The organism is Streptomyces mutabilis, assembly GCF_014649815.1.
GTDB lineage: Bacteria > Actinomycetota > Actinomycetes > Streptomycetales > Streptomycetaceae > Streptomyces > Streptomyces mutabilis.
The window spans coordinates 159,532-179,715 of record NZ_BMTT01000009.1; the positions used below are offsets into that span (position 1 = coordinate 159,532).

Here is a 20,184-nt window from a genome sequence, read left to right on the forward strand (position 1 = left end):
GCCCGTGAGTGTTTCACGTGAAACCCCGGCAGCCGCTTAGGCTCGGAGGCATGACCCTGCGCCTGAGCACCGTGATCCTCCCGTACCGCCGCTGGCACGAGGGCGGCCGTTCGACCTGGACACGCGCCGAGCAGCTCGGTTTCCACACCGCGTACACCTATGACCACCTGTCCTGGCGGAGTTTCCGGGACGGCCCGTGGTTCGGTGCCGTTCCCACACTCACCGCCGCTGCGTCCGCCACCGAGCGACTGCGCCTCGGCACTCTGGTGACCTCCCCCAACTTCCGGCACCCGGTGACGCTCGCCAAGGAGCTGATCTCCCTGGACGACATCTCCGGCGGCCGGGTCATGCTCGGCATAGGAGCGGGCGGTACCGGCTTCGACGCCACCGCGCTCGGCCAGAAGCCGTGGACGCCGCGTGAGCGGGCGGACCGGTTCGCCGAGTTCCTGCCACTGCTGGACCGGCTGCTGACCGAGGACGCGGTGTCGTACGAGGGCGACTTCTACTCGGCCCACGAGGCCCGCAACATCCCGGGGTGTGTGCAGCGGCCCCGGCTACCGTTCGCGGTGGCCGCGACCGGGCCGCGCGGCCTGCGACTGGCAGCGCAGTACGGCCAGGCATGGGTGACCACCGGTGAGCCGAAGCTCTTCGAGCACGGAACTCCCGAGCAGTCGGACCGGGCCCTGCGGGCACAGGCCGACAAGCTCGCCGACGCCTGCGCCGCCATCGGCCGGGACGTGGGCGAGCTCGACAAGGTCCTGCTCACCGGCTTCACGCCGGACCGCAGTCGGCCGCTGGAGTCCGTGGACGCCTTCGTCGACTTCGCCGGCCGCCACCGTGACCTGGGCTTCACCGAATTCGTCGTCCACTGGCCGATCCCGGATTCGGACTTCACGGCAGACGAGAAGGTCTTCGAGCGGATCGCCACGGAGTCCCTGGCACAGCTGCGGGCATGAGAGCCGTGGCTCACAGATGTGCGGAGTCGCGCACGGGCGTGCAGGCATATGCGGGACAATGACCGGGTGACCTCGACGACCCGACAGCCCGAGCCCCCGGCCGCCGCCCTCCACCCGCGGCTCATCGCCACCGACCTCGACGGCACCCTGCTGCGGGACGACAAGTCGGTCTCCCCGCGCACGGTCGCCGCACTGGCCGCCGCCGAGAAGGCGGGCATCGAGGTCTTCTTCGTCACCGGCCGCCCCGCCCGCTGGATGGATGTCGTCAGTGCCCATGTCCACGGACACGGACTCGCCATCTGCGGCAACGGCGCCGCCGTGGTCGACCTCCACGGCGGCCCCGGTGCGCACCGATTCGTGAAGGTCCGCGAGCTGGCCAGGGAGAACGCGCTGGACACCGTACGGCTGCTGCGCGAGGCGGCGCCCGGCACGGTGTACGCGGTCGAGCAGACGTACGGGTTCCACCAGGAGCCGGCGTACCCGAAGCTGCACACGGAGGTCCCCGACGACCTCCTGCCCGCCGAGGAGATCCTGGCCCCGGGCGGCCGCGCCGCCGCCGAGCCGGTCCTGAAGATCCTTGCCTTCCACCCCGAACTGGACCCCGACGGTTTCCTCTCGCTGGCCCGCCTCGCCATCGGCGACCGCGCCAACGTCACCCGGTCCAGCTCCAGCGCCCTGCTGGAGATCAGCGGTCCGGACGTCTCCAAGGCCAGCACACTCGCCCTGTGCTGCGCCGAGCGCGGGATCTCGCACGAGGAGGTCGTCGCCTTCGGCGACATGCCGAACGACGTCGACATGCTGACCTGGGCGGGACGGTCGTACGCGATGGGCAACGCGCACCCGGACGTGATCGCCGCCGCGTCGGGGCGGACGGTCGCCAACAACGATGACGGGGTTGCCGTGGTCATCGAGCGGATTCTGGCGGACTTGCCTTAGCGAGCGCCCGCAGCCTTGCCCGGTGCTGTCACAGGGCCACCCCACGCTGTGACAGCCAGGGCACCGGGTCCAGGGCCGAGCCCATCTCCGGTGTCACCCGCACCTCGAAGTGCAGATGCGGCCCGGTGGAGTTGCCGGTGCTGCCCGACTGACCGACCCACTGGCCGGGACGGACCCGGTCGCCCTGGTCGACGGCGACCGCGGCGAGATGGGCGTACTGCGTGTAGTAGCCGCCGGCATGCTTAACCACGACCTGCATGCCGAAGGCGCCGCCACAGGAGACCTTCACCACCCGTCCCGCACCGACCGACCGCACCGGTGTCCCGACCGGCACCGCGAAGTCCTGGCCGGTGTGCCGGTTCGCCCAGCGGGCACCGCCGCTGCCGAAGGACGCCGACAGCGTGTACGTCTCGACGGGCGCGACCCAGTCCCGGCCGAAGTCCGTGTCGGGCGGGCCGGGGCGGACGGCGCCGGGGCAGGAGCCGGCCGAGACCGAGGCGTCCGCCACCCCATCCAGGTGCGCCCGCGCCGCCTCGAGCTTGCCTTCGATCTCCTTCTTCAACTCGGCCAGATCCGCGTTGCGTTCCTCCAACGCCCGCCAGGTGGCCCGCGCCTTGGCCTCGTCGGCGGCCAACCGCGCCTCGGCCCGCAGACTCCGGCCGATGGCGTTGTTCACGGCCATGTCGGCGCGGTCCAGGACGCGCTGACCGCGCATCCATCCGTCGGGATCGTCGGCCAGCAGCATCTGCGCGGTGAGCGGGAGGCTGCCTGCACCGCGATACTGCGCGCTGGCGATCCGGCCCAGGTCCTCGTGCATGGCGTCGATCTTCTGCCGCTGCCGGTCGAGACGCTTCTCGTACTCCAGGGCCTTCGACCGTTGCGCCTCGGCCTCGCGCCGCCCGTCCTCGTACTGCCGGGTGGCCCTGGCCGCGTCCGCGTACAGCCGCGCCACCTGCGTGCCGGTGCCGGATCCACCGTCCCCGTCCATGCCGTCCGTGGGACGGGCGGCGAGCACGGCGAGCGCACACAGCAGCACCGGAACCAGCAGCGGATGTCGGCGAGGTGAGCGCATGTCAGCGATCGTGGACCTTGCGGGTGCGCGGGGTCTCGTTCAGGTCGTACGAGTGGGGGACCTGTTGCTGCACACGGCGCAGTGCCGCTGCTGCACATGGGGCAACGCGGCGGCGCACCCAGTACGGGGCCTCCCACAGGACCGCCGTGCCGCTGCGCGAACACCGTTCAGGGAAGTCGGATCCACTGAGAATGTCCTGAATTCAGGGAATCGGGGGGCCGCGGCATTCCACGGCCCCTCGGTTCCCGTCTGCCGGTCACCGTGCTCCCACCAGCGGTTCCGCCTTCGCCTCCCGCTCGGCCATGGTCCGCAACGGCCCCGGCACGGCGGCCAGTTCCGCGTGAGCCCCCCGCTGCACGACCCGGCCTTCGTCCAGCACGATCACCTCGTCGACGGCCTCCAGACCTGCCAGCCGGTGCGTGATCAGGAGGGTGGTACGGCCCTCGGTGGCCGCCAGCAGATCGGTGGTGAGCGCATCGGCGGTCGCCAGGTCCAGGTGCTCGGCGGGCTCGTCCAGGACCAGGACCGGGAAGTCCGCGAGCAGCGCCCGGGCGAGTGCCAGCCGCTGACGCTGACCGCCGGAGAGCCGGGCCCCATGTTCCCCGACTGGAGTGTCCAGGCCGTCGGGCAAGCCGGCGGCCCACTCCAGCAGCCGGGCTCGCCCCAGCGCGTCGCGCAGTTCGTCCTCGGAAGCGCCCTTCCTGGCAAGGAGCAGGTTCTCACGCACCGAACTGTCGAAGAGGTGCGCGTCCTGGGCGCACAGCCCGACGAGCCGCCGCACGTCGTCGCCGGCCAGGGCGTGGGCGTCCACACCGGCCAGCGTGTAGGAGCCCGCGTCCGCGTCGAGGAACCTCAGCAGCACCTGGGCCAGCGTCGTTTTGCCGGACCCGGACCGGCCGACCACGGCGATGCGGCGGCCCTTAGCCAGGGTCAGGTCGAGCCCCGACAGAGCGTCCCGGTTCTGCCCGGCGTGCCGGGCGGTCAGTCCCTCGATGACGACGGGGAACGGCGACGGGGGCGCCTGCCGGGGCGTCTCCGGCTCCCGCACGGGCATGGGAGCGTCGAGCACCTCGTGTACGCGCTCCGCGCTCCTGCGGACCCGCTGGCGGTACTGCACGGCCAGCGGCAGCCCGAGTACGGCCTCGAAGGCGGCGAGCGGGGTGAGTACCACGACGGCCACGGCCACCCCGGCGAGCCGGCCGTCGGCGACCGCCTGGACACCGACGAGAGCGGCGCCCGCGACGGTCAGGCCGGAGATCAAAGCGGTGAGCCCGTCGCCGAGCGCGGTGGCGGTGGCGGCGCGCGAGGCGATCCGGGTGAGCGCGCCATCCGCCCGGCGGGCCTCGGCGGCCCGCGCTGGCAGAGCGCCGGCGACGGTAAGTTCGGCGGTGCCGGTGAGCAGGTCGGTCACCCGGGTGGCGAGCACGCCACGGGCGGGCGCCAGCCTGTGTTCGGCCCGCCGTGCCACGGCGCCGGTGACCAGCGGGACCCCGGCTCCGGCCGCCAGCAGACCGATGGCCAGCACGACGCCCGCCTCCGGCAGCAGCCAGGCGGTGAAACCGATGGACGCGACGGAGACGACCGCCGCGGAACCGGCGGGCAGCAGCCAGCGCAGCCAGTAGTCCTGCAGGGCGTCGACATCGGCGACGAGCCGGGACAGCAGGTCCCCCCGGCGGCTGTGGCGCAGTCCGGCGGGTGCCAGTCGCTCCAGTCGCCGGTACACGGCGACCCGGGTGTCGGCCAGCATCCGGAGGACGGCGTCGTGGGACACGAGCCGCTCGGCGTAACGGAAGACGGCACGCCCGATCCCGAAGGCGCGCGTCGCCGTCACGGCCACCATCAGATACAGCACCGGGGGCTGCTCGGACGCGCGCGAGATGAGGTACCCGGAGGTGGCCATCAGTCCGACGGCGCTGCCGAGCGCCAGGCTGCTGAGCAGCAGTGCGAGAGCCAGCCGCCCGCGCCGGGCGGATGACATGGCACGCACCCTGGCGAGGACACCGCCTCCGGCCTCCGTCCCGGTGGCCGGCGCGTCGAGGGCCGCTCGGGCAAGGCCGTCAGCGACATCTCCCCGGCGCGCAGCCGGTGCCGCCCCGTCGGCCTCGTCGGCGCCTTCGGTCGCCCCGGCGCGCGACGGCGTCTCCTCCAGCCGAACCACCCGGTCGGCCACTTCCAGCAGGGCCGGCCGGTGCACGACCAGCAGAACCGTCCGTCCTTTGGCCAGTCTGCGCACGGCGGCCACGATCTCGGTCTCAGTGGCACCGTCCAGGGCGGCCGTCGGCTCGTCGAGCAGCAGCACGGGTCGGTCGGCGAGGAACGCCCGGGCCAGCGCCAGTCGCTGCCGCTGCCCGGCGGACAGTCCGCTGCCACCCTCGCCGAGCACCGTCGCCGCTCCATCGGGCAGCGCATCGACGAACGCCAGCGCGTCCGCGTCCCGCAGCGCGCGCCGTACGGCGTCGTCGTCGGCGTCGGGCCGCGCCAGTCGCACGTTCTCGGCGATGGTGCCCGCGTACAGGTGCGGATGCTGCGGCACCCAGGCGACGCGGGCGTGCCACTGCTCTAGGTCCAGGTCGGTGAGGTCGGCTCCCCCGACGCGGATTCGCCCCCCGGTCGGGCGCACGAAGCCGAGCAGAGTGCTGAGTAGCGTCGACTTGCCCGCCCCGCTCGGGCCGACCAGGGCGACCGTCTCACCGGGTTCGACAGTGAAGCTCGCGTCCGTCACGGCGTCTGTGGCTCGTCCGGGATAACGGACGGTCACGCCCTCGAACGCCAGGGCGCCGCCGTCCGGCACCGGACCGGTTCCCGCGGCCGGTACCGGCCGCTCCAGCACGGAGAAGATCTCCTCGGCGGCGGCGAGGCCCTCCGCCGCCGCGTGGTACTGGGCTCCGACCTGCCTCAGTGGCAGATATGCCTCGGGCGCGAGCACGAGCACGACCAGGCCGTCGTAGAGGGCCATGTCCCCGTGGACGAGTCGCATGCCGATGGTGACGGCGACGAGAGCCACGGAGAGCGTGGCCAGAAGTTCCAGCGCGAAGGACGACAGGAAGGTGATCCGCAGGGTCCGCATGGTCGCCTGCCGGTACTCACCTGTGATGCGCTTGATCGACTCGGCCTGCGCCTTTGCCCGTCCGAAGACCTTCAGCGTCGGCAGTCCGGCGACCACATCGAGGAAGTGCCCGGACAGCCGCGACAGCAGCCGCCATTGGCGGTCCATCCGGGACTGCGTGGCCCAGCCGATCAGCACCATGAAGATCGGTATGAGCGGCAGGGTGCCGACGATGATGGCGGCGGAGACCCAGTCCTCGGTGACGATACGGGCCAGCACCGCGACCGGTACGACCACAGCGAGCCCCAGCTGGGGCAGGTAGCGCGAGAAATAGTCGTCGAGGGCGTCGACTCCACGCGTGGCCAGGGCGACCAGCGATCCGGTCCGCTGCCCGCTCAGCCGGCCGGGACCGAGTGCGGTGGCTCGCTCCAACAGCCGGCCGCGCAGCTCCGACTTGACCGCCGCGCTGGCCCGGTGCGCGGCCAGTTCGGTGAGCCAGCCGACCAGCGCGCGACCGCAGGCGACAGCCACCAGGAGCATCAGGGGGGTGCGGAGTTCGGCTGCCGTCATTCCGTGCTGAAAGGCACCCACCACCACCTCGGCGATGAGCATCGCCTGCGCGACGAGCAGTCCGGCCCTGACGGCGCCCAGTACGACGACTGCCGTCAGGAAGAGTCGGGTGGCGCGGGCGTACCGCAGGAGACGTGGGTCAATGGGTTTCACGTGAAACATGCCCTCCCGTCCGGAGGGTGCGTTTCACGTGGAACAGAAGGCCATGGCACGTGAAACACACCCCGCCGGACTCAGTGCGCGGTTTCGGCGATGTGCTGGGTACCGATCCGCTTGCGGAACACCCAGTACGTCCAGCCCTGGTAGAGCAGGACGAGAGGCGTGGCGACCGCGGCCAGCCAGGTCATGATCTTCAGGGTGTAGGCGCTGGACGAGGCGTTGGTGACGGTGAGGCTCCAGTCCGCGTCGAGCGTGGACGGCATGACATTGGGAAAGAGCGTCAGGAAGAACATCGCCACGGCGGCCACGATGGTGACGCCGGACAGGGCGAACGACCATCCCTCCCGCCCTGCCTGGTTCGCCGTCAGCGCGACGACCAGGGCGGCAACTGCCACCACGAGGGCCACCAGGCTCTTGCCGTCGCCGCTGGCGGCCTGTGTCCAGACCAGGAAGGCGAGGGCGAGCACGGCGGCGATCAAACCGACGCGCAGGGCCAGGGTCCGGGCTCGCTCGCGGATCTCACCGACGGTCTTGAGCGCCGTGAACACCGTTCCGTGGAAGGTGAACAGCGTCAGGGTGACCAGGCCGCCGAGGAGGGCGTACGGGTTGAGCAGGTCCCAGACCGAACCGACGTACTCCAGGTCCCGATCGATCTTCACGCCGCGGACGATGTTGCCGAAGGCCACTCCCCAGAGGAACGCCGGAATCAGCGAGGTCCAGAAGACTGCGGTCTCCCAGTTGCGCTGCCAGCGCTCCTCGGGCCGCTTCACCCGGTACTCGAAGGCGACACCCCGGACGATCAGGCAGACCAGGATGGCCAGCAAGGGGAGGTAGAAGCCGGAGAAGAGCGTGGCGTACCACTCCGGAAAGGCCGCGAAGGTGGCGCCACCGGCCGTGAGCAGCCACACCTCGTTGCCGTCCCAGACGGGGCCGATGGTGTTGATCAGAACCCGCTTCTCGGCCCTGTTCCGGGCGAGCAGCTTGGTGAGCACACCGACCCCGAAGTCGAAGCCCTCCAGGAAGAAGTAGCCGGTCCACAGGACGGCGATCAAGACGAACCAGACGTCGTGCAGTTCCATGACTGTGCAGCTCCCTCGGCCTAGTACGAGAAGGCCATCGGCTTGTCGGCGTCACGGAGGTCGCCGCCGATCTTCGTGGGCGGGTTGAGGTCGGCTTCACTGAGCTCGGGCGGGCCCGCCTTGACGTATTTGGCGAGCAGCTTGACCTCGATGACGGCCAGGACGGCGTACAGCAGGGTGAAGACGGACATCGAGGTGATGACCTCGGCCGTGGAGACGCCGGGGGAGACCGCGTCGCGCGTCTGCATCACCCCGTAGACGACCCAGGGCTGACGGCCCATCTCGGTGAAGATCCAGCCCCAGGAGTTGGCGATCAGCGGGAACGCCATCGTCCAGAGCGCCAGGAGCCAGTACAGACGGCTGAGCCTGGTGCCGAGCGGCTTGCGCAGCAGGACCAGGTGCGGCACCTCGTCCTCCCCGGTCCGCAGGGCCGCCGGCAGCAGGAATCGCTTCCGCGTCAGCCACAGGCCCAGCAGGCCGAGGGAGAAGGACGCCATACCGAAACCGATCATCCACCGGAAACCCCAGTAGGCGACGGGAACGATGGGCTTGTAGTCACCGGGACCGAACTTTTCCCGCAGGGCCTCGTTGGTGTCGTTGATGCCGGGCACGTACGAGTCGAAGTCGCTGTGGGCGAGGAAGGACAGCAGCCCGGGGACCTCCAGGGCGACCTTGTTGTGTCCCTCGTCGACGTCCCCGTAGGCGAAGATGGAGAAGGGCGCCGGTGCCTCGCCGTCCCAGAGGGCCTCGGCGGCGGCCATCTTCATCGGCTGCTGCTCGTACATGACCTTGCCGAGGGTGTCGCCGCTGACCGCGGTGAGGATGCCACCGACCGCCAGGGTGACGAGGCCGAGCCGGAGCGAGGTCCGCATCACCGGGATGTGCTTCTTGCGCATCATGTGGAAGGCGGCGATGCCCACCATGAAGGCGCCGCCCGTCAGGAAGGCCGCAGAAAAGCTGTGGAAAACCTGGTTGAGGGTGGTGTTCTGGGTCAGGACGGCCCAGAAGTCGGTGAGCTCGGCCCGGCCCTTCTCCTCGTTGATCCGGTAGCCGACGGGGTGCTGCATCCAGGAGTTGGCCGCCAGGATGAAGTACGCCGACAGCAGGGTGCCGATCGAGACCATCCAGATGCAGGCCAGGTGGATCTTCTTGGGCAGCTTGTCCCAGCCGAAGATCCACAGGCCGATGAAGGTCGACTCGAAGAAGAAAGCGATCAGCGCTTCGAAGGCGAGCGGGGCGCCGAAGACATCGCCGACGAAGCGGGAGTAGTCGGACCAGTTCATGCCGAACTGGAACTCCTGCACGATGCCGGTGACGACGCCCATGGCGATGTTGATCAGGAAGAGCTTGCCCCAGAACTTGGTCGCCTTGAGGTACTTCTCCTTCTCGGTGCGCACCCAGGCGGTCTGCAGGCCTGCCGTGAGGGCGGCCAGCGAGATCGTCAGGGGGACGAACAGAAAGTGGTAGACGGTCGTGATGCCGAACTGCCAGCGCGCCAGCGTCTCCGGCGCCAGAGCCATGTCCACGTCGTCACTCTCCTTGCATCGCCACTCGCCGTGGTTGGCGGCAGTTTGTGCGTGTATGTCACACCTAACTCGGGCGCAACCGGCACGCTTGTGAACGCGTTCACATTCACAAGCAATTATGACCTACAGCTTTTCGACACCGGAAGGGGGGTCCCCTGTGACGTCAACCCCATGGCGAAAACATCTACATACTGTTGAATCCGCCGCACGGAGATCCGTATCTCATGGCCTGCGGGCCACCTCACCGCAGCACTCGACGGCACCCCGACCGTGCAGGCGCTCGCCCTAGGAGGCCCTGTCGATCACCGCATACGCTCACACGTGGGGATAAGAGGTGCACTCCTCCAAGGTGTGTCGGTTTCACGTGAAACGGACGCCCGGCAGGTTGTGGTGCCGGGCACGGTCACCTTCTGGACCGACGGCGATGCCCCGGCGCTTCCCCTACAGGCCCATGCCGATTTCGCGAGGCGCCGAGCGCCGCCTCGCGAGCCCCTGCGACGTCCTCGGCCGCCTCGACGACAACCCGCGGCTCCTGGCAACGGTGCGCCACGGCGGCCCGCTACGCGTCGAGCGCGTCGACGCACAGCGGGCCGCCCCTCCCATTGCTACGACCCTGCGGTAGGCGCACACAACCGCCCGGCGGCGAGCGCGCTGCAGCCGCCTACAGCTCCTTGCGGAACGCCTCCGCCACCTTCAGGAAGATGTCGTTCGCTTCGCTCTCTCCGACCGTCACCCGCACACCCTCACCCGGGAACGGCCTGATGACCACGCCGGCCTGCTCGCACGCGTCCGCGAACGCGACCGTGCGTTCCCCCAGCCGCAGCCACACGAAGTTCGCCTGGGTCTCCGGCACCGTCCAACCCTGCGCGCACAGTGCGTCGACCACGCGCGTGCGCTCGCACACGAGCGAACCGACCCGGCCGATCAGTTCGTCCTCGGCACGCAACGACGCGATCGCCGCCTCCTGCGCGATCTGGCTCACGCCGAAGGGCACCGCGGTCTTCCGCAGCGCCGCAGCCACCGGCTCGTGGGCGATCGCGAATCCGACCCGCAGGCCGGCGAGGCCGTACGCCTTCGAGAAGGTCCGCAGCACGCAGACGTTGGGCCGCTCGCGGTACAGCTCACAGCCGTCCGGCACCTCGGGGTTGCGGATGAACTCTCGGTAGGCCTCGTCGAGGACCACCAGCACATCACTGGGCACCCGGTCCAGGAAGCGCTCCAGTTCGGCCCGCCGAACCACCGTGCCTGTCGGGTTGTTCGGGTTGCAGACGAAGATCAGCCGGGTCCGGTCGGTGATCGCGGCCGCCATCGCGTCCAAGTCGTGCACATCACCCGGGGTGAGAGGCACCTGCACCGAGGTCGCGCCACTGATCTGCGTGATGATCGGGTACGCCTCGAACGAGCGCCAGGCGTAGATCACCTCGTCGCCCGGCCCCGAGGTCGCCTGGATCAGCTGCTGTGCCACACCGACCGAACCGGTACCGGTGGCCAGGTGGGAGAGGGGCACACCGAAACGGCCCGAAAGCTCGCTCATCAGGGACGTACAGGCCATGTCCGGGTACCGGTTGAAGGACGAGGCCGTGGCCGTCACCGTTTCCATCACGCCCGGCAAGGGCGGGTAAGGATTCTCGTTGGAGGACAGCTTGTAGGCCTCCGGACCGTCGGCCGCGGCGGGCTTGCCCGGCTTGTAGGTGGGAATCCCTTCCAGCTCGGGGCGCAGCTTGGGGCTCGTCTCGCTCACCGCAGTCCTCCTCATGACCACCACCGGCATCGAATACTTCTCACCTTAAGAGGATTCGGCGCCGCTGCGTATAGGCGAGGGCAGACCTCATCCGCCACACTGGCATCAGGGGCATCAGGACGCGAAGGCGCACGATCCGGGGGGCGCGCCGAACATATATCTACGCGCCGGTGGCTCGCGCCGTGGCGCGCATCCCTCGTGCAGGTGAGTTGAGACCTCTTCGCAACATCGACCACAGGACAGGCTTCCAGTCGTCGGCACGTCAGATACTGGGGACGGCGTCGCCAACCAGCGCGAAATCCAAGGCGGTCAGCTCCCGATGATCTTGCAGAAACGTGACTGTCAACGCGTGCATATGCGTCCGCCCTACCCCGCCCCATGAGCCCTACTATCGGCTCGCCATGACAGCAGCAGGGAAGCACCAGGTGAGCCGCGCGGAAACCTCACGTCGAGGCAGCCGGCCGGGCCGGGCGGGCATCAGGGACGTGGCCGCCGCCGCCGGAGTATCCATCACAACCGTCTCCGACGCCCTCAACGGCAAGGGCCGACTCCCGGATGCCACCCGGCGCCATGTGCGCGAGGTCGCGGACCGACTGGGCTACCGGCCCTCGGCCGCCGCCCGCACGCTGCGCACCGGCAAGTCCGGACTCATCGGCCTGACCGTGACGACGTACGGAAATGAACCTTTCACCTTCACCGAGTTCGCGTACTTCGCCGAGATGGCTCGCGCCGCCACATCCGCCGCGCTCGCCCGGGGCTACGCACTCGTCATCCTCCCGGCGACCTCCCGTCACGACGTGTGGTCCAACGTCGCGCTCGACGGCACGGTCGTCATCGATCCCTCCGACCACGACCCGGTCGTCAGCGAACTCGTACGCCAGGGTTTACCGGTCGTCTCCGACGGCCGCCCGGCCGGCACGCTCCCCGTCACCGCCTGGGTCGACAACGACCACGAGGCCGCGGTGCTCGGCATCCTCGACCACCTCGCCGACGCCGGCGCCCGCCGGATCGGCCTGCTCACCGGCACCACCACCGACACGTACACGCACCTGTCGACCACCGCCTACCTGCGCTGGTGCGAACGCGTCGGTCAGGATCCCGTCTACGAGGCCTACCCGGCACACGATCCGTGCGCCGGGGCCGTCGCCGCCGACCGGCTGCTCGCCCGACCCGACCGACCCGACGCCGTGTACGGCCTGTTCGACCCGAACGGCACCGACCTGCTCGCCGCCGCCCGCCGCTACGGACTGCGCGTCCCGGAGGACCTGCTGCTGGTCTGCTGCAGCGAGTCCACCGTGTACGCCAGCACCGAGCCGCCCATCACCACGCTGTCGCTGAAGCCCCGACGTATCGGTACGGCGGTGATCCAGGTCCTGATCGACGCCATCGAAGGGCTCGCGTCGGACCAGCCGGTCGAGCAGGTGATACCGACGGAGCTGATCGTGCGCACGTCGTCGCAGCGCCGCCCGCCCCGGACCACGGTCAGCCCGCCGAGGTCGCCCGAGCGCGAGTAGGGTCGTGTCCGGAGCGCGGTCGTGCCGCTGTCGCACACGGGCGAAGCCGGGCCCAATCGGGGCGAAAGCCGCGGTGAACCGGAGTCCTGTTCTGATTCACCACCCCTGGGTCATCACACAGCGCGATCCGCATTCCTATGATGGGCCCACACACCGCGGGCCGCTGCGACCAGGCAGTCCGAAGCGGTGCAGATGCGGCGCGATGGTGGAGGGGTCGATGACTCAGGGGGCCGGTCAGGGACCCGAGGTGCAGCGGACGGCGACGGTGCGCGACTTCCGGGTGCCCGCTTACGTCCATGAGACCGCTCCGTACGCCGTCCCCGGGACGCAGGCCAGCGAAGGCGCGCCACCCTCCGAGGAGGGGTACGAGGAGGTCCTGCCGGAGGGGTACACACCCACCCAGCGGGATCTGCCCGTCATCCGTCGGGGTGACACGGTCCAGGTGACCGTCGACCCCGAGCCGGTTCAGGTGGCGCAGCCCGCCACGGGTCAGGGCCCGCTGTTCGTGGTCGGCGACGTGCACGGCTACCTCGACGAACTGGTGGCCGCCCTGCAGGAGAAGGGCCTCATCGACGCCGCCGGCCAGTGGTGCGCCGGCACCACGCGGCTTTGGTTCCTCGGCGATTTCACGGACCGCGGCCCCGACGGCATCGGCGTCATCGACCTCGTGATGCGACTGTCCGCCGAGGCCGCCGCGGCCGGCGGCTACTGCAAGGCGCTCATGGGCAACCACGAGCTGCTGCTGCTGGGCGCCAAACGATTCGGTGACACGCCCGTCAACTCCGGCGCCGGCACCGCCACCTTCCAGGCCGCCTGGCTGCTGAACGGCGGCCAGAAGACCGACATGGACCGCCTCCAGGACCACCATCTGCAGTGGATGGCCCGCCTCGACGCCATGGAAGAGGTCGACGGCCATCTCCTGGTCCACTCGGACGCCACCACTTACCTGGACTACGGCCGCTCCATCGAGGAGGTCAACGACACCGTCCGCGAGACGCTCACGCGCAACGACGCGGAAGAGGTGTGGGACCTGTTCCGCAAGTTCACCAAGCGCTTCTCCTTCCGCGACGAGGGCGGTGCCGACGCCGTGCGGTCCCTGCTGGATACGTACGGTGGCACCCGGATCGTTCACGGCCACAGCCCTATCCCCTATCTGCTGGGCGAGGTCGGCTCCGAGGACGGTGAGGACGACACCCGTACCGCGGTCGAAGGACCTCACATCTACGCGGACGGGCTGGCCATCGCGATGGACGGCGGCGTGACCATGGCCGGAAAGCTGCTGGTCCAGCAACTTCCGCTGGAGGCCTGACCGTTCATCGGACGGTCTTTTCCGCGGCGGCTTCCGTACGGGTCGACACCCAATTTCTGGAAATCCCCTGTCACCCCCCACCGTCACCGCTCTACCATCGGCTTATCCGTAGCAGGCTCCCCTCCGTTTCTGCCCGACGGCTCGTTGGCATGCGAGCCCCAAGCCCTACGGAGCATCGGGGGATGCACATGAACAGCGTTCCGCAGCACCTGCCGAACGAGGACCGCCAGGAGTACGAGCGGGTCCTCGACGAGGTGCTGCGCTCCGCACCACGTCGCCCGGAGCTGGCCGCTGTCGGACAGCGGCTCAACTCCGAACAACTGCGCACCATGGCACTCAACGCCACCGCCCTCATCACCGCGGCGGCCACGACCGAGTACCAGCACTACGTCAAGGTCCGGGAGGAACTGCGCCATCCGGCGCCGTCCGCCCAGGCACCGGCCACGCGCGAGTCCGGCTCCGAGGAGCAGACCACGGGCGCGGCAGGGCTCGCCGCCACCATGGGTGAGGTCGCCGAGGCGACCGGCGCGGGGGCCGTGGCCGTCGTCGCCGTCCTGGCGCCCGTCCTGGCCGGCACCGCCGCGGCGATCTTCCTGCTCGTCGGTTACCTCCTGCAGATGCTCGACCCGGGGCAGGCCTTCGCGCAGACCATGCTCACCACCGGATGGGTGTTCGGCGCCGTGACCGCGGTGGCGGTCCTCGTCGCCGCGGTGGGCCTGCTGCTCACCGCGCTGCGCAACCGCCCCTTCGCCGAGTCCGGCTTCCACGGCGAACTCGACGATGCAGTGGTCCGGGCCAGGAATGCCTGGCTCGATGCCCTGCTCGAGCGGGGCATCCTGCCGTTCCTGCGGGAGGCACTCGCCGATCCGGGCACCGCGGCGCTGCACACGGGACCGACGGCACCCACGAGCCGCATGCCGCACCTCGGCTACGGCCGCCCGGGGTTCACGAGCCCCGGAGAGGGCCCCGCCACCGGCCCGCGTCCGAGCTACTCCAGCCCGGACTACAGCAGCCCGGACTTCGGCGGCCCGGAGCACCGGCCCGAGTAGTCACCGCCCGGGCTCCGTACCCCCTTGCCTTCGGGGGTACGGGGCACCGGGGCGGGTGACGTCAGTCTGCGATCGGCAGGTACACCCTGTTCCCGCTCGCCGCGAACTCCCTCGACTTCTGGAGCATCCCCTCGGCGACCTCCTCGGGAGACGCTCCCTCGGCGGCCGCACCGCCGAACCGCTCCGTGATGCTCTGGCTGATCTTCATCGAGCAGAATTTCGGTCCGCACATCGAGCAGAAGTGAGCTGTCTTGGCAGGCTCGGCGGGCAGTGTCTCGTCGTGGAACTCCCGCGCCGTGTCCGGGTCGAGGGCCAGGTTGAACTGGTCCTCCCACCGGAACTCGAAACGGGCGTCCGACAGCGCGTCGTCCCACTCCTGTGCACCTGGGTGCCCCTTGGCGAGGTCGGCGGCATGAGCGGCGATCTTGTAGGTGATGACGCCGGTCTTGACGTCGTCACGGTTGGGCAGGCCCAGGTGCTCCTTGGGTGTGACGTAGCAGAGCATGGCCGTACCCCACCAGGCGATCATCGCGGCACCGATGCCGGAGGTGATGTGGTCGTAGGCGGGCGCGACGTCGGTCGTCAGCGGGCCGAGCGTATAGAACGGAGCTTCATCGCAGATCTCCTGCTGAAGGTCGATGTTCTCCTTGATCTTGTGCATCGGGACGTGGCCCGGGCCCTCGATCATGGTCTGTACGTTGTGACGCTTGGCGATCGTGTTGAGTTCCCCGAGCGTGCGCAACTCCGCGAACTGCGCCTGGTCGTTGGCGTCCGCGATGGAACCCGGCCGCAGGCCGTCGCCGAGCGAGTAGGTGACGTCGTACGCGGCGAGAATCTCGCAGAGTTCCTCGAAGTTCTCATACAGGAACGACTCCTTGTGGTGCGCCAGGCACCACGCCGCCATGATCGACCCGCCGCGCGAGACGATGCCGGTCTTGCGGTTGGCGGTCAGCGGTACGTACGCCAGGCGCACACCGGCGTGGACCGTCATGTAGTCCACGCCCTGCTCGGCCTGCTCGATGACCGTGTCCTTGTAGATCTCCCAGGTCAGTTCCTCGGCCCGGCCGTCGACCTTCTCCAGGGCCTGGTAGAGCGGCACCGTCCCGATGGGGACGGGGGAGTTGCGCAGCACCCACTCACGCGTGGTGTGGATGTTGCGGCCGGTGGACAGGTCCATGACCGTGTCGGCGCCCCACCGGGTCGCCCAGGTCATCTTCTCGACTTCTTCCTCGATGGAGGAGGTCACCGCCGAATTGCCGATGTTGGCGTTGACCTTCACCAGGAACCGCTTGCCGATGATCATCGGCTCGATCTCGGGATGGTTGACGTTGGCGGGCAGCACGGCACGGCCCGCCGCGATCTCCTCGCGGACCACCTCCGGCGCCACGTTCTCCCGGAGGGCCACGTACTCCATCTCCGGTGTGATCTCTCCCCGGCGCGCGTACGCGAGCTGCGTGACCGCGGCGCCGTCCCGTCCGCGGCGCGGCTGGCGCGGGCGGCCGGGGAAGACGGCGTCGAGGTTGCGCAGACCGCCACGCGGCGAGGTGTGCTTGATTCCGTCGTCCTCGGGGCGCACGGGACGGCCCGCGTACTCCTCGGTGTCGCCGCGGGCGATGATCCAGTTCTCCCGCAGTGGCGGCAGTCCCCTGCGGACATCGGTGTCGACGAGCGGATCGGTGTAAGGGCCCGAAGTGTCGTAGAGCGTGACCGACTGCCCGTTGGTGAGGTGCACCTGACGGACCGGCACCCGCAGGTCGGGGCGCGAGCCCTCGACATACGCCTTGTGCCAGCCGATGGACTTCCCGGCCTCCACGGTCTCCTCCTGGGTGGAGTTCTGTGCGGAGGCAGGCGTGCGTGCGTCCTTGATGGTCATGAGACCTACTCCCTACGCCGGCATTACCCGGTAACAGGTTCGGCGGTCGACGCAGCCGTTTCCGTCCGCCGACGCTTCGTGGGGAACATCACTCGGCTTCGGTGACGTTTCCCGTGAAACATCGATGGGACGGAGGTCAGCGCCCTCTCAGCCCGGTGCTCCGAGCTCCCGCGTGTACAAAGGTGCCTCCACGCTAGCGTCAATTCGGGCGCGGTGAACAGAGGGCCCCCCTTGTTCTTGCGATGATCGGTCGGTGACCACACCGCAGCATCCCCCCTTCCCGCCGCACGAGCCCCGCCGCGGACCGGGCACCGAGCACGGCGACGGCCGCGAAGCCGCTCCGACCTCACCCGGCGCTCATGGCGCGGGCGGCGACAGACATGACGCGGGGGGCGGGCAGGGACCGGGAGGCGGACAGGGTGCCGGCGGGGGGCACGGTCCGGGCGGCGGGGAAGGCGGGCACGGTCCGGGCGGCGGACACGGCCACTCCCACGCGCACAGTCACGGTCCGGCGGCGCCCGTCTCCCGGCACCTTCGGAAGGTCATCGCCGCGGTTCTCATCCCGTTCGCCGCCGCCGTGCTGATCGGACTCGCGGTGCTGTGGCCGGGCGGCGCACCGCCGCACGAGCGCACGGGGGTCGGCTTCGACCGGCAGACGCAGCAGGCCACGGTCACCAAGGTGGTCGAGCTGAGCTGTCAGTCCGTCAACGCATCGGGCGTACCCCCGACCGGCGACACCTCGACGGCCGCGGGCTCGTCCGCGGTGCAGCAGGCGAACGGCGACTGCAAGCGCGCGACGATCCGCGTCGACAGCGGCAAGGACAAGGGCCGAACCTTCGACGAGATCGTGCAGCCGGACCAGTCACGGCAACTGCATGAAGGCCAGAAGGTCGTGGTCGCCTATGAACCGTCCGCGCCCACGGATCTGCAGTACTCGGTGACCGACATCAACCGCCGGATCCCGATGGCCCTGCTCGCCGGCATCTTCGCCCTCGCCGTCGTGGTGGTCGGGCGGCTGCGGGGCCTCATGGCTCTTATCTCCCTGGCCATCAGCTTCCTGGTGCTGAACTTCTTCATCCTGCCCGCGATCCTGCAGGGCTCGAACCCGTTGCTCGTGGCGGTGGTCGGGTCGAGCGCCATCATGCTGATCGCCCTCTACCTGTGCCACGGTCTGTCGGCCCGCACGTCCGTGGCGGTCCTGGGCACGCTCATCTCCCTGGTGCTGATCGGCGTGCTCGGGTCGCTGTTCATCGGCTGGGCCGCCCTCACCGGCAATACGGACGACAACACCGGCCTCATCCACGGCCTGTACCCGACGATCGACATGAGCGGTCTGCTGCTCGCAGGAGTCATCATCGGTTCGCTCGGTGTCCTCGACGATGTGACGGTCACCCAGACGTCGGCGGTCTGGGAACTGCACGAGGCCAACCCGACGCTGGGCCGGCGCGGGCTGTACCGCGCCGGCATCCGGATCGGCCGCGACCACATCGCCTCGGTCGTCAACACCTTGGTCCTCGCCTACGCGGGCGCGGCCCTCCCGCTGCTGTTGCTGTTCTCCATCGCGCAGAGCGGGGTGGGGACGGTCGCCAACAGCGAGTTGGTCGCGGAGGAGATCGTGCGCACGCTGGTCGGCTCGATCGGCCTGGTGGCGTCCGTTCCGGTCACCACCGCGCTCGCGGCCCTGGTCGTGTCGGCCGACCGGCCCACCGACCGCCCGGCGGCCCAGGCCGCCGGAGCGACTCCGGGTGCGAGCGCCACGCCCGTACGCGGTGGGCGGGGCCGACGCCGTAAGCACTGAGCCACCGACGCCCGCCCCGGCGAAGCGTTACGGCACCGCGGAAGAGGTGCCTGCCGTAACGGTTCAGCCTGCGCTCTGTTCCTCCGCCAGGATGCGGTCCAGAGCCTCGTCGAGGTGGGCGTCGAAGTCGGCGAGCGCCCCCTCCTGCCCCAGCGGCACCAGTTTGTCGGTCCGATCGAGGAAGGCCACCAAAGGAGCCGCCGACGAGCGGAACAGCGCATGGTCGTTGCCCACCTGGAGACGGATCAGCACCTCGGCCAGGGGCTCCGGGTCGACAGGAGCGATGCGCACATCGCCGTCACCGCACGGCCGACCCACTCCATCGACCAGCAACTCCCGTCCGAAAGCCCAGGTCACCGGCGCGTCTCCGGGCAGATGGAAGGTCAGTCGCACGGCATAGGGATCACAGGTCTCATAGCGCAGTTCCACCGGGATGCGGAACGAGAGTTCCTCGGACACGAGAAAGCTCATCATGACCTCTGCCTGTACGGACTCGCCCATCGCACACCCGTCATTCGCCGTCGACTGTCCGGGAATCAAACCTCTAACACTGGTGGCATCTTGCTCAACGTACACACCAGATCACAAGGAGTGAGTTTTCAGATACTGATAGAGATCGCCAGTGACCCCAAAAGCCGCCCTACTTCGTCCTGCAATCGCTGTGCCGCGGGCAGCAGCCGGTCGGCCTGGTGGAGGGGCAGAGAAATGGCCATGGTGGCGGCCGTGGTGCCGACCGTGATCGGGATCGCCGCACAGACCGTGCCCAGTGCGTACTCCTGGCGTTCGACCACCGGCGTCATACGATGCATGCGTTCCAGCCGTTTCATCAGGGCATCGCCATCACGCACCGTGTACGGCGTCACGGGCCGCACCGGGTAGCGGTCCAGGTGGTCGCGGCGGGCTTCCTCGTCCAGCTGCGAGAGCAGGCACTGCCCGATGGCGTGCGCGTGTGCGGTCTCGCGGAAGTCCGCCCACTCCTCCACGGCCGGATTGCCCGGGGTGTCGGAGACGCACATGACCTCGATCTCTCCGTCGCGGTACATGGCGTAGTAGACGGGAACACCGATCGCGTCGCGCCAGCGCGCCAACGCGTCGACCACCGTGCTGCGACGTTTCTGCTGGGCCTCTCTGCTACTCAGCCGCTCGGCGGCCTCGCCGAGGAAGAACAAGCCCTTCTCACGGCGCAGATAGCCCTCGTGCACCAGCGTGCGCAGCAGGTGGTAAGCCGTGGGCAGCGCCAGCCCGGTCTCACGGGCCAGTTGCTTGGCGGGGGCTCCGTACTCGTGCTCGGCGACGCGCTCCAGAAGGCGCATCGCCCGCTGTACGGACGCGATGAGCGTCGCGGAGGGGGACGTGGGGGGCGTCCGAGGTGTCGAGTGGGGCTGCGCGGGCAAGGCGTGCAGCGGAACAAGTGCGGTGTCGGCCGTGGCCAAGGGTCACTCCCGGAACGCGAGGGGGCCGCCCCGTGCGGGGAACACGGGTGGGGGTGTACGCCGCTCGCGGGGTCGCCCCCGCGTCGAGTTCCGGACTCTAACCGTCGGTCACCGCTTGCCGAC

General features: G+C 69.6%; 15 protein-coding genes. 7 read left to right on the forward strand and 8 right to left on the reverse strand.

Annotated elements, in window-relative coordinates; translation table 11 throughout:
* The first annotated feature begins 50 nt into the window (after positions 1–50).
* Positions 51–956: an LLM class flavin-dependent oxidoreductase gene (locus IE142_RS20010; protein ID WP_191887014.1), complete on the forward strand. Its 906-nt coding sequence runs from the start codon at positions 51–53 to the stop codon at positions 954–956.
* Positions 957–1,004: 48 nt separating this feature from the next.
* The gene (locus IE142_RS20015) at positions 1,005–1,892 is read left to right on the forward strand and encodes a Cof-type HAD-IIB family hydrolase (RefSeq protein ID WP_191887015.1); all 888 of its coding nucleotides are present in this window, start codon (positions 1,005–1,007) and stop codon (positions 1,890–1,892) included.
* A gap of 28 nt (positions 1,893–1,920) precedes the next feature.
* Here IE142_RS20015 and IE142_RS20020 read toward each other — a convergent pair whose 3' ends face one another.
* The 4 genes from IE142_RS20020 to IE142_RS20035 all read right to left on the reverse strand — a co-directional run bounded on the left by IE142_RS20020 (position 1,921) and on the right by IE142_RS20035 (position 9,344).
* Positions 1,921–2,964 (reverse strand): M23 family metallopeptidase, encoded by a 1,044-nt coding sequence (locus tag IE142_RS20020; RefSeq protein ID WP_191887016.1) that lies wholly within the window; start codon positions 2,962–2,964, stop codon positions 1,921–1,923.
* Positions 2,965–3,220: 256 nt separating this feature from the next.
* Positions 3,221–6,733, reverse strand: a complete 3,513-nt coding sequence (cydD, locus tag IE142_RS20025) for a thiol reductant ABC exporter subunit CydD (RefSeq protein WP_191887017.1) — start codon at positions 6,731–6,733, stop codon at positions 3,221–3,223.
* A gap of 80 nt (positions 6,734–6,813) precedes the next feature.
* Entirely contained in the window at positions 6,814–7,818 is a 1,005-nt protein-coding gene (cydB, locus tag IE142_RS20030) for a cytochrome d ubiquinol oxidase subunit II (protein WP_191887018.1), read from the reverse strand.
* A gap of 20 nt (positions 7,819–7,838) precedes the next feature.
* Complete coding sequence (locus IE142_RS20035; RefSeq protein ID WP_191887019.1) at positions 7,839–9,344, reverse strand: cytochrome ubiquinol oxidase subunit I; 1,506 nt, start codon at positions 9,342–9,344, stop codon at positions 7,839–7,841.
* Between the two features lie 451 nt (positions 9,345–9,795).
* On the opposite strand from IE142_RS20035, the gene IE142_RS37540 reads away from it, so the two are divergent.
* A complete protein-coding gene (locus IE142_RS37540) occupies positions 9,796–9,966 on the forward strand; it encodes a hypothetical protein (RefSeq protein ID WP_306432579.1) in 171 nt (56 codons plus the stop codon).
* Between the two features lie 39 nt (positions 9,967–10,005).
* On the opposite strand, the gene hisC is transcribed toward IE142_RS37540, so the two are convergent.
* Positions 10,006–11,085 carry a histidinol-phosphate transaminase gene (gene hisC / locus IE142_RS20045; protein ID WP_191887020.1) on the reverse strand — a complete coding sequence of 360 codons (1,080 nt, stop codon included), beginning with the start codon at positions 11,083–11,085 and terminating at the stop codon, positions 10,006–10,008.
* Positions 11,086–11,486: 401 nt separating this feature from the next.
* On the opposite strand from hisC, the gene IE142_RS20050 reads away from it, so the two are divergent.
* The 3 genes from IE142_RS20050 (at position 11,487) to IE142_RS20060 (ending at position 14,957) form a co-directional block, all read left to right on the forward strand.
* On the forward strand, positions 11,487–12,599 hold the full coding sequence (locus IE142_RS20050) for a LacI family DNA-binding transcriptional regulator (RefSeq protein ID WP_191887021.1): 1,113 nt from the start codon (positions 11,487–11,489) through the stop codon (positions 12,597–12,599).
* A gap of 202 nt (positions 12,600–12,801) precedes the next feature.
* Positions 12,802–13,908, forward strand: coding sequence for a metallophosphoesterase family protein (locus tag IE142_RS20055; RefSeq protein WP_268252969.1), 1,107 nt, complete (start codon positions 12,802–12,804; stop codon positions 13,906–13,908).
* 182 nt (positions 13,909–14,090) lie between these two features.
* Positions 14,091–14,957, forward strand: a complete 867-nt coding sequence (locus IE142_RS20060; protein WP_191887023.1) for a hypothetical protein — start codon at positions 14,091–14,093, stop codon at positions 14,955–14,957.
* Positions 14,958–15,018: 61 nt separating this feature from the next.
* Here the strand turns inward: IE142_RS20060 and thiC are convergent, their stop codons facing one another.
* Positions 15,019–16,830: a phosphomethylpyrimidine synthase ThiC gene (thiC, locus tag IE142_RS20065; protein ID WP_229830704.1), complete on the reverse strand. Its 1,812-nt coding sequence runs from the start codon at positions 16,828–16,830 to the stop codon at positions 15,019–15,021.
* A gap of 253 nt (positions 16,831–17,083) precedes the next feature.
* Between thiC and IE142_RS20070 the strand changes: the two genes are divergently transcribed.
* Positions 17,084–18,628: a YibE/F family protein gene (locus IE142_RS20070; RefSeq protein WP_191887024.1), complete on the forward strand. Its 1,545-nt coding sequence runs from the start codon at positions 17,084–17,086 to the stop codon at positions 18,626–18,628.
* Between the two features lie 63 nt (positions 18,629–18,691).
* On the opposite strand, the gene IE142_RS20075 is transcribed toward IE142_RS20070, so the two are convergent.
* Both IE142_RS20075 and IE142_RS20080 read right to left on the reverse strand, forming a co-directional pair.
* Entirely contained in the window at positions 18,692–19,129 is a 438-nt protein-coding gene (locus IE142_RS20075; RefSeq protein WP_043382478.1) for an SsgA family sporulation/cell division regulator, read from the reverse strand.
* Positions 19,130–19,227: 98 nt separating this feature from the next.
* Positions 19,228–19,962 carry an IclR family transcriptional regulator gene (locus tag IE142_RS20080; RefSeq protein WP_306432581.1) on the reverse strand — a complete coding sequence of 245 codons (735 nt, stop codon included), beginning with the start codon at positions 19,960–19,962 and terminating at the stop codon, positions 19,228–19,230.
* Between the last annotated feature and the right edge of the window lie 222 nt (positions 19,963–20,184).